This is a genomic window from Roseococcus sp. GW821-FHT12F05, from assembly GCF_058806835.1.
Genome location: NZ_JBXAQB010000016.1, coordinates 1 through 13,229, shown reverse-complemented (window position 1 = coordinate 13,229; position 13,229 = coordinate 1). Strand labels below are relative to the sequence as shown.

Here is a 13,229-nt window from a genome sequence, read left to right as displayed (position 1 = left end):
AGATGATCTCCGATGCCGGCCTCGGCCTGACGCAGCTCCTCCTCTTCCTCTTCTTCATCCTGCTGGGCTTCCCGATCGCCTTCACGCTGATGGCGATGGGGCTGTTCTTCGGCTTCCTCGGCATGGGCGACCGGGTCTTCGACCTGCTGATCCAGCGCACCTATGCGGTGATGAGCAGCGACGTGCTGATCTCCGTGCCGCTCTTCGTCTTCATGGGCTACATCATCGAGCGCGCGAATATCCTGGACCGGCTGTTCCGCTCGCTGCAGATGGCCTCCGGCAACATCCCGGGCAGCCTCGCGGTCGCCACGCTCGCCACCTGCGCGCTCTTCGCCACCGCCACCGGCATCGTGGGCGCTGTCGTGACGCTGATGGGCCTGCTCGCCTTCCCGGCCATGCTGCGCGCGGGCTACGACCCGAAGCTCGCGGCCGGCGTGGTCTGCGCGGGCGGCTGCCTCGGCATCCTGATCCCGCCCTCGATCATGCTGATCCTCTACGGCGCGACGGCCGGCGTCTCGGTGGTGCAGCTCTATGCGGCCGCCTTCCTGCCGGGCCTCATGCTGGCCGGCCTCTACATCCTCTACGTGATCGGCCTTGCGATCGTGAAGCCCAGCGTCGCGCCGCGCCTGCCGCCGGACGAGGTGAAGGTCCCGTTCTTCAAGCTGCTCTGGGCATTGCTGACCAGCTTCTTCCCGCTCGCGCTGCTCATCGCCATGGTGCTGGGCGCGATCCTGATGGGCCTCGCTACGCCCTCCGAAGCCGCGGCCATGGGCAGCCTCGGCTCCATTATCCTCGCCGTCGCCTACCGCTCCTTCTCGTTTGAAAAGCTGAAGGAGAGCGTCTTCCTCACCGCGCGCACCAGCGCCATGGTCTGCTGGCTCTTCGTCGGCTCCTACATCTTCAGCTCGGTCTTCGGCTATCTCGGCGGGCAGTCGGTGGTGGAGGAATTCGTCAAGTCGCTGCCGCTCAACACCTTCACCTTCATGCTGCTGGCCCAGGCCATCGTCTTCGTGCTCGGCTGGCCGCTGGAATGGACGGAGATCATCGTGATCTTCGTGCCGATCTTCCTGCCACTGCTCGACGATTTCGGCGTGGACCCGATGTTCTTCGGCGTCCTCATCGCGCTCAACCTGCAGACGAGCTTCCTGTCCCCGCCCGTCGCCATGGCCGCCTTCTACCTCAAGGGCGTGGCGCCGAAGCACGTGCGGATCGAGGACATCTTCAAGGGCTGCATGCCCTTCATCTACATCGTCGTCTTCACCATGCTGATGGTCTACGTCTTCCCCGGCATCGTGACCTGGCTGCCCGATAAGCTGTATGGGGGACAGTCCGGCCCGCCGGCCATCCAGATGGATGCGCCACCCGTGGGCGGCTTCCAGGAAGAAGAGATGCCCGAATTGCCCCCGCTTCAATGAGTGAGACCCCCGCCGCGCGAGCGGCGCAATTCCTGGCGGAAGCCTGGACCTCCGGCGATCCCCTCGCGCCCTTCCCCGCCGGGCTCGCCCCCGTCGATATCGCGGCCGGCGAGGCCATCACCGCCGGGCTGGTCGAGGCCCTGGCCCTGCCCGTCTGCGGCGTGCGGCTCGCGCCGGGGCCGGACGGACTGACGCTGCTCTCCGCGCCGATGCTGGAGCCGCGCATGCTGCGCGCGGGCACGCCGGTCGCGATGGCGTCGCTGCGGCACGCGCGCATCTCCGCCGGAATCCTCGGCGTGCTGGCGGAACCGCTGGCGGACGGGCTGCCCGTCTTCTCCGCCTTCCACCCCGTGATCGACATCGCTGCGAGCCGCTATGCCGCGCCGCAGGTCGATGCCGCGCAACAGGTGGCCGATCTCGGCGGGCTCGGGCTCGTGATGGTCGGCAAGCGCTGGATCGGTGCGCTGCCCGAGGAAAGCGAGGCCCGGATCGGCCTGACTGGCGATCGACCGCGCCCGCTGCGGGCGCCGCTGGCGGCGCTGATGCGGCAGGCCGGCGCGGCCGCCTCGAAATGGGGCGGGCTGCCGGCCGGTGCCGTGCTGGTCGTGGCCGGGCTGGCGACGGGATCGCCGCCCATCGCCGGCACGAAATGGGCGGCGGCGATCCCGCCCGTGGGACGGATCTCCATTACCCTCGGTTGATGCGGGGGGCGCTGCCCCCCCGCCAGGGCTTTAGGCCCTGGACCCAGGCACTTAGCGGATCGCGTAGACGTCGTAGCGCGGGCCCGTCGGCGGACGCTGGCCCACGCCGACCGCGACCACCCGGTTCATCCAGGCGAGGTCGGCCGCGCCCGTCGTGAAGCGGATCGCCACCCGGAAGTAGTAGTCCGAAGGCGGCACCGGCTCGCCCGCATTGAGCCGCGCCAGCACTTCGGGCGCCGCCGTGCGCACGCCCGTGTACTGCGCGTAGACCAGGCTCCCCGAGGCCGCCTTGATCGTCAGCCGCACGTCCATATGCGCGGTGCCGTCGGCCTCGACGCGCAGCCAGTCCGCCGCCGTGCCGGCCAGCACCTCACCCTGCAGCTTCGGGCCGGTGACCGTTCCGCCGGTGACCGGGACGATGCGCAGGTCCATCCCATCCGGCCCCTTGCCGACCATCTGCGGCGTGCCGACGGCCAGTTCCATGGTGAAGAGATGCTCGCTGACGAGCGGCAGAAGATCGGGCATATGTTTTCCTCCTGGGATCGGAAGGATGCCCGGCCGGCGCTAGTGCAGCAATCCATAGAGCGTCGCCAATGCCTCGATGCCGATGAAGAGGGCGACGGCGATCTCCAGCACCTGCGAGCGCTGGCCCTGGATCAGCAGGAGAAGCGTCTGCATCGTCTCGCCGATCACCACGAGCTTGGCGTCGAGCGCGGCGGAGCGGCCGGCCAGCTCGAACTCCTCGGCCAGGCGCTGGTGCAGCCGCTCCAGCTCTGGGTGCTCCCACAGCGTCTCCGGCCGATCGCCCACCTGCACGCGCGCGGTCGCATAACTGCGCGCGGCCAGCGCGTCGCCGATCGCCCGCATCAGCCCCCGCGAGAAGATGGCGAGGCGGCCCCTTCGGCGCAGCCGGGTCACCACCGGGTCCATCCCGTCCAGCGTGCGGGCGAGTTCCCCCTCCTGGTGGGTGAGCGCAGCGCTCTTGGCCAGCGCCTCGGCCACGAGCGCGAGCCGCGGCGGCGCGAGGTTCATGAGCTGGACCTCGCCGCCCTCGGCCACCTCGTCGCGCTCGGCGCCATCGGCAATCCAGGCCTTCTCCTCAACGGGACGGTCGAGCGGCGAGGAGATCCGCTCGCGCAGCGTCAGCAGCAGGGCGTCGCGCTCCACCTCGGTGGCGCCGAAGAGCACCACCGCGCCCCAGCGGAAGGCAAAGGCGGCGAGGCCGGGCGCCTCCCGCAGCAGGACGGGATCGGTGCCGCTGCCGGCGGCGCGGGCGAGGCCGCGGAGCTCCAGGCGCTCGCCCAGCAACAGGGCCTGGGCCTGGATCCGCGGCGCGCTCAACAGGGTCGGGTCAGCGCTGGCGCCAGGGCAGGTCGCTCGCCTTCCAGCCGGCGATCTGGCCGCGATGGCCCTCGCCGTCCACCGGACCCTCGAAGCCGTCGGCCACGTTGAAGGCGTGCGGGAAGCCCGCCGCCTGCGCCGCCTGTCCGGCCGCCAGGCTCCGCGCACCGGAGCGGCAGAGGTAGTAGACCTGACTGTCGGCGGTGACGCCGGCCTTGCGCAGATGCTCGGTGAAATGGCCGTTGAGCTGCATGCCCGGGAAGACCTGCCAGGGGATCAGCACCACCTGCTTGCCGATCGGGGACAGGTCGGGGACGCCCACGAAATTCCACTCGGCATCCGTGCGCACATCCACCAGGACGGCGTTGGGATCGGATTCCAGGGCGGCCCAGGCATCGGCGGGCGAAATATCGGGCACACCGGGCATGGCTTGCTCCTCTGGCAACGGAACCCGAAGAATGGTGCCGCTGACGCGCCGGGGCAATGCAGGCTCATGGATTCGCGATGGATTTCGGAGGATGCATGCGACTGGGCTTTTTGACTCCCTCCTCCAACACGGTGCTGGAGCCGATGATCGCGGCGCTGCTGCGCGACCACCCAGGGATCACCGCGCACTTCGCGCGGTTCCGCGTGCTGGCGATCAACCTGGGCGCCGCCGCGAACAGCCAGTTCGACACGGCGCCGGTCCTCGCCGCGGCCGAGCTGCTGGCCGATGCGAAGGTGAATTCCATCTGCTGGGCCGGCACCTCGGGAAGCTGGCTGGGCTTCGCGCAGGACGAGGCGCTCTGCGCCGCCATCACGGAGCGGACCGGGATTCCGGCGACGACGGCGACGCTGTCCCTGCGCGATGCGCTGCGCCTCGCGGGCACCCGGCGCGTGGCGCTGGTGACGCCCTATCTCGCCGATGTGCAGGAAGCGATCACCGCCAATCTGGAGCGCGAGGGATTCCAGGTCACCGCCGAGCGGCACCTGGAGGATCCCGGCAACTACAGCTTCGCCCTGCACGCCGCCGGAACCGTCGACGAACTCGTGCGGGCGGCGGTGGCCGAGGCGCCGACGGAGGCGGTGATCATCCATTGCACCAATTTCCGCGGGCTCCCGGGCGCGCCGGCGCTGGAGGCGCGGCTGGGGCCGATGGTGCTGGATTCGGTGGCCGTCTCGGTCTGGGGCGCGCTGCGCTCGGCGGGCGGGATGGCGGAGCTTCCGGGCGGTCGCATCTTCCAGCATCGGTAATCAATCATGAGCGAAGTCTAAAAAATGATTTGACGGTTAAGGCGACCTTTACCTATTGTCAGCCCATGAACGCGCCGCTCCTGCCCCGCCTCGTCAAGCCGATCCTGGGCAGCGGGGGCGAAGCGGAAGGGCGCATCTTCACCGTGTCGGGAGAGGCCGGGAGCTTCGCGCCGGCCCCCCGCTTCCCGGGCCTGCCCGACGGTCCTGCTCCTGAGCCCGCCCTCTTCCTGGTGAGCGAGCTGCCCATCGAAGAGCCGGAAGCGCACGCCGCTGTCCCCGCTTCCTCGCTGGTGCCGTCTGCCGCGCCGGAGGCCGCCGGACCGACCGAGATCATCACGCCCCCGCCGATGGCCCTGCACCGGCCCACGCCCCCAGCCCCTCCACCCGAGGAGCGGATCCTCGTGGAGAGCCTCGGCCCCCTCGCCATCCGCGTCACCGGCACCAGCCATGGCGACCGGCTCCTCGGCGGCCCCGGCGACGACCGGCTCGACGGGCTGGCCGGCGACGACATCCTGGTGGGCGGCCCGGGTCGCGACCTGCTCTACGGCGGCGCCGGCCATGACACGATCCGCTACGATCGGATGCGCGCCGAGGTCAGCCTGGACACCCGCTTCCAGCGGATCAGCCTGGAGGATGGCGAGGACCAGTATGACGGGATCGAGGTCGTCGACCTGCGCGACGGCGACTGGATCCTGACCGCCGGCGATCCGGCCGCGCTGGTGCAGCGCCTCTACCTGGCCGCGACGGGCCATGCTCCCTCCGCAATGGAGATGATCCGCGAGGCGGCCACGCTGCAGGTCGGCGGCTCGGCCGAAGCGCTGGCGGGGCGTCTCGCGGCCGGCGCCGGCGAGGCGGTGCAGCTCCGCGTCCAGGCCGCGCTCGACGCGCCGCGCGAAGGACGGCTCGACCAGCCCGTCTGGCTGCCGGATGCCGAGGCGGCGCTGCTCACCCGGCTCTGCGATCTGGCCCTCGGGACTGCTCCGGACCGGGACAGCTTCCTGCACTGGCTCGACGAGCTGGAAGGCGGAACGCCCGCCGAAACCGTGGCGGAAGAGATCCTCGCCACACCGCAGGCCACTCATCTGGACGCACACGCCCTCGTGACGGCATCATCCGACTGGATGTTATAGCGTCCGGATTGTCATCGAAGATGTTATAGCATTACATATCCCTTGAACGCCTCAAGGGTCATGTCATGCGCCTCTCCCCGATCTGGATTCTCGCCGGCCTCCTGCCCCCGGCTGCCCATGCCCAGACCTCGGATCCCATCGCCCTGCCGCAGATGTCGGTAACCGCGAGCCCCATCGCGGGCGACCAGCCCGGCAGCTTCGTGCCCGTCACCACCCTCGACCAGGCGCGCATCGCGGACTCTCCGGCCCGCTCCCTCGGCGACGTGATGCGCGACGAGCCGGGCCTCACCGCCACCACCTTCGCCCCCGGCGCCAGCCGCCCCATCATCCGCGGCCTCGACAACTTCCGCGTGCGCCTGCAGGAGAACGGCTTCGGCGCCGGCGACGTCTCCGCCTATGGCGAGGACCACGCCGTCCCGCTGGACCCGCTGACCGCCGAGCGGATCGAGGTCATTCGCGGCCCGGCCTCGCTGCGCTGGGGATCCCAGGCGATCGGCGGCGTGGTGAACGTCATCAACAACCGCATCCCCACCAGCCTGCCCGACCAGGTCGCGAAGGGCCGCGTCTCCGGCGGCTGGAACAGCGGCAGCCGCGGCTGGGACGGCACCGCCAGCACCGACGTCCGCGCCGGCAACTTCGTCATGCATGGCGACCTCTTCGGCCGCCACGACGGCGACTACAGCATCCCCGGCGGCCGCCGGCAGGCCAATACCGGCGTCAGGACCGACGGCGGGGCGGTCGGCCTCAGCTACTTCTTCGACCAGGGCTTCGTCGGCACCTCGGTGTCGCGCTTCAACAGCACCTACGGCATCCCCGGCAACATCGATGCCGTGGTCGGCACCACCATCCGCATGGAGCAGGTGCGCTGGGCCAGCCGCGGCGAGTACCGGCCGGGCTCGGGACCCATCCGCAGCGTGAACTTCTGGCTCGGCTACACGACCTACCGGCACGAGGAGCTCGGCGCCGATCTGGCCGAGGACGGGACGGTGGATGTCGGCAGCCGGCACGTCCATGGCGGCTTCCGCAACAACTCCTGGGACGGCCGGCTGGAGCTCCAGCACATGCCGGTCTCCACCCGGTTCGGCGAGCTGAACGGCACCTTCGGCTTCTCCTACGAGCAGGAGAATCTGCGCACGACGGGCGAGTTCTTCGAGTTCCTCCCACCCGCCCGGACCAGCCGCACCGCCGGCTACGTCTTCGAGGAGCTGAAGCTCTCCCCCGTCTGGCGGCTGCAGGCGGCGGCTCGCCTGGAATTCGTCAATATCGCGGGCTCCACCGCGGCCTTCCCGGCGGGCAACCTCCCGCTCGACGCGGAGCAGGAGCTGGAGAACGCCTCGCGCCGCCGCGACTTCATGCCCGCGAGCTTCAGCCTCGGCCTGCTGCGAGACCTGCCCTGGGCCATGCAGGCCCGCGCCACGGCGCAATACGTGCAGCGCGCGCCGAGCGCCGCCGAGCTCTTCTCCCGCGGCGCGCATGATGCCTCCGGCACCTTCGACGTCGGCGACCCCAACCTGCGCAAGGAGGCGGCCACGACCGCCGAGCTCGGGCTTTCCCGCACGACGGGCGCCTTCCGCTTCGACACCAGCGCCTATTACTCGCGCTTCAACGGCTTCATCTACCGCGCGCTCACGGGCAACACCTGCGGCGAGGAATTCTCGTCCTGCGCCTCGGGTCCCGGCGGCGAGTTCCGCCAGGTCGCCTATGGCCAGCGCGACGCCACCTTCTACGGCTTCGAGGGGCGCGCGGAGCAGGACGTGATGCAGCTGGGCAACGGCACCTTCGGCGTCTCGGGGCGCTATGACTTCGTGCGGGCCGAATTCGCCAATGGTGCCGGCAACGTGCCGCGCATCCCGCCGCACCGGCTGGGCGCCGGGATCTGGTGGCGCAGCCCCACCTGGCAGGCCGCCCTCGACTACCTGCACGCCTTCGACCAGACCCGCACCGGCGAGAACGAGACCCGCACCAACGGCTACGACCTGCTGAATCTCCGCGTCGGCTACACGCGGCAGCTGGGCGGGACGCGGGCGGTCAACTTCTCGGTCATCGGCACCAACCTGCTGGACTCCGACATGCGCAACTCGGCCTCCTTCAAGAAGGACGAGGTGCTGCTGCCGGGGCGCGCCGTGCGACTGCTGGCGACTTTCACCTTCTAACGGCCGTGATGCGTTTCGGCGTCAACGACGTGACGGAGCGCCCGCAGATCTGGCGGCGCTTCGACGGCGATGACTGGGCAGCCTTCGATTCCCTGCCGCCCCTCATCCGCCGGCGCCTGCACGAGCACGCCTATGACGCCTGGGCGGTCAATGCGCTGATCCTCTGGAAGATCTTCCGGCGACAGACCGCCAGCAGCACGCGCGGCATGAAGCGACTGCTCCACCACCTCCACATCTGCGAAAGGCTGGAACTCGAGGCCTTCGCCACGGCCTATTCCCGGCGATGGGGCGATACCCTTCCGCATGTCGCCGCCCAGGCCTCCATCCTCCGCTACGCGGCGGGCGGGATGAAGGCGACCTCCCGGACCAAGTCACCGGGGCCAGCGGGTTAGGCGATGCCGCCCGCCGCCTCGATCACGGCGGGTCCCATGGCGGCAAGGCCGGCCGCGCACCACTCGCGGGAAATGCTCTCGGCGGGATGGTGGCTGACGCCGCCGTGGCAGGGGATGAACATCAGCGCCGATGGCACCACGAGGCCCACATGCAGGGCGTCCTGCGGAATGGGCCCGGGCAGGTCGCGATGCCGGAGCTGCGCGGCATCGGCTGCGCGCCGCAGGGAATCCAGCAGCTTCGGCGCGAAGGGAACGCGCGGATAGCCGCCGACGCGCTCGATCTCGACCTGGACGCCGCGGCGCACGGTCATCTCGGCGACAGCCTCCTGGAGAGCGGCCGTCATCCGGGCGTTTCCGTCCGCGTCGGGGTGGCGGATGTTCGCCGCAAAGCGCGCCAGGGACGGGATGTTACCGCGCGCATCAGGCTCCAGGGCCAGCAGCCGCGTGGCCGTGGCCATGCCGCCGGTCGCGATCGCCACGCGCTCCAGGGCCAGCACAAGTTCCGACGCCGCCGCCAGCGCATCCTGCCGTCCCGCCATGGGCGAGCCGACGTGGCCGTCACGGCCCGTGACGGTGACGGTCCACTGCTCGACCCCGATGCAATGGGTGACGATGCCGATGGGGATGCCCTCCCGCTCTAGGATCGGCCCCTGCTCGATATGGGCCTCGTAATAGGCGGCGAATTTCTGGGCCATCGCCGGATCGGCGGTGCCGGCCCAGCCGGTGGCCTCCAGCGCGTCGCCATAGGTGATCGAGGGATCGAAATTGTCGGGCGCGGCCAGCACCGTCGCCTCGTCGAGGATGCCCATCGCCCCACCGCTCGCCGACATCGACGGGCTGAAGCGCGAGCCCTCCTCATTGGTCCAGTTCACCACGGTGATCGGCGCCCGGGTGCGCCGTCCTGCCTCCTGCAGGGCGCGCACGATCTCCAGCCCGAGCAGAACGCCGTAAGGGCCATCGTACTTTCCGCCGGTCGGCACGCTGTCGAGATGGCTGCCGACCGCGACCGGCGCGGCCTCCGGATCCGTGCCGGCATAGGAGAGGTACATGCTGCCGAGCCGGTCCACCGTGACCTCGCAGCCCACCGTCAGCGCCCAGTCCCGCAACAGCGCCCGCGCCGCGGAATCCTCGGCCGAGAGGGCCAGCCTCCGGACGCCGCCCTCGGGCGTGGCGCCGATGGCGGCCATCTGTTCGAGGCTCTGCCAGAAGCGGTCGGGCGAGAAGGGAAGGCTCATGCCATGGTCTCCGGCGAGCGGAGCAGCTCGCCAGGCCATAGTGCCGGCAAACGGGCGGAGGTGAAGGCCGCACGGCCAAATCTGCTCGGCGGCGATGCAGGTCAGCCCCGGTAGATGTTCCCGCTGTCGTTCACGACCCAGGGCTTGCCCTGGCCGTCGGCGGCCACGCGCACGGCGCCGCCGGGAATGTTCTGCCATGGCCGGGCACCCACGCCGGCCCAGCGGCAGATGCCATAGCCCCCGAGCACGGCGTTGGTCCCGATGGCATAGACCTCGCCGCCGCCGGCGCCGATGTCCCTGGCATCCCCTGGCACCTGATCGAAACGGTTGCTGGCCCAGAGGTAGACCTTGCCCTGGTCGTTCACCAGCCAGGGCGCGCCCGTGTCGTCCGCGGCGATGCGCACCGCGCCACCCGGAAGCCTGTCCCAGCCATTGCCGTTCCAGCGATGGATGCTGAACCCGCCCGGCACCGAGATGTTCCCCACCACGAAGATCTTGCCGCCACCGGCCGCGATGTCACGCGCGGCGCCCGGAAGCCGGTCCCAGGCGCTGCCGTTCCAGCGGTAGATGCCGTTGCTCGCCGTCGTGACCCAGGGATTGCCGCTGCCATCCACGGCGACGTTGACGCCGCCGCCCGGAAAGGAGTCCCAGACATCGCCGGTGGCGCGGCCGTTCCAGCGGAAGATGCCGTAGCCATCCCCGCTGCGGTTGCGGCCGATGACGCAAACCTTGCCGCCGCCGGCGCCGATGTCCTGCGCGCTCCCCGGATATTGCAACCAAGTAACGTTCTGGGCCCGGGCCCGCCGAGCCGTCGCCAGCATAGGCAGGGCAAGGGGCGCGACCAGAAGAAAACGGCGCTTGAGGATTTGCGTCACTTGATTCGGGACGGGGGTGTGGTCTTGCATCGGAAGGCCTCGTGACATTCTCGAAGCTGTGCCGCTTACTGCGGCATTTCTTTGGCGTTTTCATGGCCGAATTTACATCACTTCAACGAAACCGAAAATTGGAATAATATTCTTTGGAATATTGCAAATCCCCAGAGATGTGATTTGGCACCTTGCCGCGAGCCCCCGAAATGGCCGTCGCGCGCGCTGGCCGAGCCGGTGGAGCAAGCGTTCCCATGGCGATCCGTCGGCATAGGCCTGCCTGTTCCCGCGCCGAGGCTATCGCCAGCCGGCTCCGCCGGGTCAGCGCTGCATGGCTCTCGCAACGTCTTGCCGCCCGGCCCGCATCGCGCGAGCCTCGTGGGCATGACGACATGGCGCGCCCGCGCGGGCACCACCTTCACCCCCCAGAAGCAGCCCGCGACAGGCGCGCGCGGCATGGTGGTCACCAACCACCCCGCCGCCAGCGCCGCCGGCGCGCAAATGCTGGCCGAGGGCGGCAATGCGGTGGACGCCGCGGTCGCCGCCATCCTCGCGCTCACCGTCTGCGAGCCGATGATGGTCGGCATGTTCGGCGGCGGCCTCATGCACGTCGCCCTGCCCGACGGCACGCATGAAGTGCTGGACGGCATGGCCACCTGCCCCCTCAACTCGCGGCCCGAGATGTTCGAGAGGCGCGACCCGCGAAAGCAGACGCTGGGCGCGCTCTCGGTCGCCGTGCCGGCCAACCTCCTCGCCTGGGAGGCCGGACTGAAACGGCACGGCCGCTTCTCCATGGCCGACGTCATCGCGCCGGCCATCCGCCTCGCAGAGAAGGGCTTTGAGGCGAGCGGCTACCTGCACGAATGCATCGCCGAGACCGCCGCCGACCTGAAGCTGGACGCCACCATCTCGCGCATCTTCCTGCAGGACGGCGAGCCCATCCCCGCCGGCTCGCGCGTGGTGAACGAGGCGCTGGCCGACAGCCTGCGCGCCGTGGCCCAGGAGGGCGCGGCCGCACTGCACGAGGGCGACCTCGGCACCTCCGCCTCCATCGACCTCGCGCGCAAGGGCGGCATCATCACGACCGACGACCTGGCGGCCGCCCGCATGATCCGTCGCGAGCCGGTGCGCGGCACCTATCGCGGCATCGAGGTCTATGGCCCGCCCCCGCCCTCGGCCGGCGGCGTGCACGTGCTGCAGATGCTGAACCTGCTGGAGGCCTACGACATCGCCGCCAGCGGCTTCGGCACGCCGGCCACGCTGCACCTCATCGCCGAGGCGCTGAAGATGGCCTTCGCCGACCGCGCCGTCGCGACCGCCGATCCGGCTTTCCTCGACGTGCCGGTGGCGAAGCTCATCAGCAAGGACTACGCCGCCGAGCGCCGCGCCTTTCTCGACACCGCCCGGGCCAAGGCCTGGTCGCCGGGCATCCAGGCGATGGAGAGCGCCAACACCACGCACATCACGGTGGCCGACCACGAGGGGCGAATCGCCTGCTGCACGCACACGATCAACAGCCTGTTCGGGGCGAAGATCATGCTGCCGGAGAGCGGGCTGATCCCGAACAACTACATGGCGCTCTTCGACCCGCGGCCGGGGCTGGCGCAGTCGATCGAGCCAGGCAAGCGCATCACCACCTCAATGTCGCCGCTGATCCTCCGGAAGGACGGCAAGCCCTATGCCGCGCTGGGGCTGCCGGGCGGGTTGCGCATCTTCGCCTCGACCTTCCAGGCGGTGATGAACCTGGTCGACCACGGCATGTCGTTGCAGGAGGCCGTGGAGGCGCCGCGGCTCTGGACCATGGGCGGTCCGGTGGAGATGGAGGGCGCCTTCCCGGAGGAGATCCGCGCGGCGCTGGAGGCGATGGGCCACCAGCCGGTGGCCATGCCGCATGTGGCGGGCGGCATGGGGGCGATCCGCTGGCACGAGGACGGGCTGATGGAAGGCGCCTCCTGCTGGCGGGCGGACGGCGCGCCGGTCGCGATCGGCGGCGGGCCGGCGCGGCAGGGCGTGCGGTTCTGGCCGGATGCGCGGCGCGCCTAGCAGCCTGTTGTTTCGAGAGCATGATCCACGCCTCCGGTGATTTCCCCCTGCGGCGATCATGCTCTAGGTCACCGACTCATAAGCGCGAAGCCAGATGCGTGTAGCGGCGAGTTTGACGATGGCGAGGTAGTTGGTAGCGAGCTTGTCGTATCGGGTTGCGACGGCGCGGTAGTGCTTGATCTTGTTGAAGAAGCGCTCGACGAGATTTCTGTAGCGATAGAGGAAGGGGCTGAAGGCGGGGAGGTTCACCCGACGCGGCATGGGTTTGATGTTGGCCCAGGCGCCTTGAGCCTCCATGGTGCTGCGAAGGGTGTTACTGTCGTAGGCGCGATCGGCCATGAGGATCTGGCCAGGTCCGAGATGGCCCAGCATATCGGCGGCACTACGGCCATCATGGGCCTGTCCCTCGGTCAGCTTAAGCAGGACAGGCAGGCCGTTGGCATCGACCAGCGCGTGGATCTTGGTCGTCAGCCCGCCTCGCGAGCGCCCCATGCACTGGGCTCGAGCGTGGTCCCGAGCGGTGGCCGGCGTGGCGTGCGCACCCCCTTTTTGACGTTGCCACCATGCTGATGGACGCGGATCGAGGAGGAATCGACCATCTGCAGGTCGCCGTCATAGGCCCGCGAGACAGCCTCGAAGATGCGGTGTTTAGTCCCGGCATTTGATGGGTTGGATCGAGGCTGAATCGTTCAGGCTCGGCTGTCCAGCATTTGCAGATGA

The 13,229-nt window shown here is 69.7% G+C and carries 12 protein-coding genes and 1 pseudogene; 7 read left to right on the top strand and 6 right to left on the bottom strand.

The genetic code is table 11. The annotated features are described in order from the left end of the window. Positions 1–2 precede the first annotated feature (2 nt). Positions 3–1,415 carry a TRAP transporter large permease gene (locus AC1ROY_RS27700; RefSeq protein WP_493152161.1) on the top strand — a complete coding sequence of 471 codons (1,413 nt, stop codon included), beginning with the start codon at positions 3–5 and terminating at the stop codon, positions 1,413–1,415. Further along, positions 1,412–2,116, top strand: a complete 705-nt coding sequence (locus tag AC1ROY_RS27695) for a hypothetical protein (protein WP_493152160.1) — start codon at positions 1,412–1,414, stop codon at positions 2,114–2,116. The genes AC1ROY_RS27700 and AC1ROY_RS27695 overlap by 4 nt, the downstream gene beginning before the upstream one ends. 51 nt (positions 2,117–2,167) lie before the next feature. Here the strand turns inward: AC1ROY_RS27695 and AC1ROY_RS27690 are convergent, their stop codons facing one another. From AC1ROY_RS27690 to AC1ROY_RS27680, 3 genes are read right to left on the bottom strand one after another with little or no spacing between them, the layout of a single operon-like run. Then, positions 2,168–2,641 carry a DUF3237 domain-containing protein gene (locus tag AC1ROY_RS27690; protein ID WP_493152159.1) on the bottom strand — a complete coding sequence of 158 codons (474 nt, stop codon included), beginning with the start codon at positions 2,639–2,641 and terminating at the stop codon, positions 2,168–2,170. 39 nt (positions 2,642–2,680) lie between these two features. After that, on the bottom strand, positions 2,681–3,457 hold the full coding sequence (locus tag AC1ROY_RS27685) for an RMD1 family protein (protein ID WP_493152158.1): 777 nt from the start codon (positions 3,455–3,457) through the stop codon (positions 2,681–2,683). 10 nt (positions 3,458–3,467) lie between these two features. Next, positions 3,468–3,884, bottom strand: a complete 417-nt coding sequence (locus AC1ROY_RS27680) for a rhodanese-like domain-containing protein (RefSeq protein ID WP_493152157.1) — start codon at positions 3,882–3,884, stop codon at positions 3,468–3,470. Positions 3,885–3,979: 95 nt separating this feature from the next. Here AC1ROY_RS27680 and AC1ROY_RS27675 point away from each other — a divergent pair, with 95 nt between their 5' ends. The 4 genes from AC1ROY_RS27675 to AC1ROY_RS27660 all read left to right on the top strand — a co-directional run bounded on the left by AC1ROY_RS27675 (position 3,980) and on the right by AC1ROY_RS27660 (position 8,365). Next, the gene (locus tag AC1ROY_RS27675; RefSeq protein ID WP_493152156.1) at positions 3,980–4,690 is read left to right on the top strand and encodes a maleate cis-trans isomerase family protein; all 711 of its coding nucleotides are present in this window, start codon (positions 3,980–3,982) and stop codon (positions 4,688–4,690) included. A 65-nt stretch (positions 4,691–4,755) separates the two neighbouring features. Beyond that, positions 4,756–5,820: a calcium-binding protein gene (locus tag AC1ROY_RS27670; protein WP_493152155.1), complete on the top strand. Its 1,065-nt coding sequence runs from the start codon at positions 4,756–4,758 to the stop codon at positions 5,818–5,820. Between the two features lie 65 nt (positions 5,821–5,885). Next, complete coding sequence (locus tag AC1ROY_RS27665) at positions 5,886–7,973, top strand: TonB-dependent receptor (protein WP_493152154.1); 2,088 nt, start codon at positions 5,886–5,888, stop codon at positions 7,971–7,973. Between the two features lie 8 nt (positions 7,974–7,981). Continuing rightward, positions 7,982–8,365, top strand: a complete 384-nt coding sequence (locus AC1ROY_RS27660) for a DUF6525 family protein (protein WP_493152153.1) — start codon at positions 7,982–7,984, stop codon at positions 8,363–8,365. Here the strand turns inward: AC1ROY_RS27660 and AC1ROY_RS27655 are convergent. Both AC1ROY_RS27655 and AC1ROY_RS27650 read right to left on the bottom strand, forming a co-directional pair. After that, the gene (locus AC1ROY_RS27655) at positions 8,362–9,600 is read right to left on the bottom strand and encodes a M20 family metallo-hydrolase (protein ID WP_493152152.1); all 1,239 of its coding nucleotides are present in this window, start codon (positions 9,598–9,600) and stop codon (positions 8,362–8,364) included. The two genes, AC1ROY_RS27660 and AC1ROY_RS27655, sit on opposite strands and share 4 nt — an antisense overlap. Positions 9,601–9,701: 101 nt before the next feature. Then, on the bottom strand, positions 9,702–10,505 hold the full coding sequence (locus tag AC1ROY_RS27650; RefSeq protein ID WP_493152151.1) for a tectonin domain-containing protein: 804 nt from the start codon (positions 10,503–10,505) through the stop codon (positions 9,702–9,704). A 345-nt stretch (positions 10,506–10,850) separates the two neighbouring features. On the opposite strand from AC1ROY_RS27650, the gene ggt reads away from it, so the two are divergent. Then, positions 10,851–12,509, top strand: a complete 1,659-nt coding sequence (gene ggt, locus AC1ROY_RS27645) for a gamma-glutamyltransferase (protein ID WP_493152150.1) — start codon at positions 10,851–10,853, stop codon at positions 12,507–12,509. Between the two features lie 63 nt (positions 12,510–12,572). Here ggt and AC1ROY_RS27640 read toward each other — a convergent pair. After that, a pseudogene (locus AC1ROY_RS27640) lies at positions 12,573–13,037 on the bottom strand (IS5 family transposase); the annotation flags it as partial. Positions 13,038–13,229 lie beyond the last annotated feature (192 nt).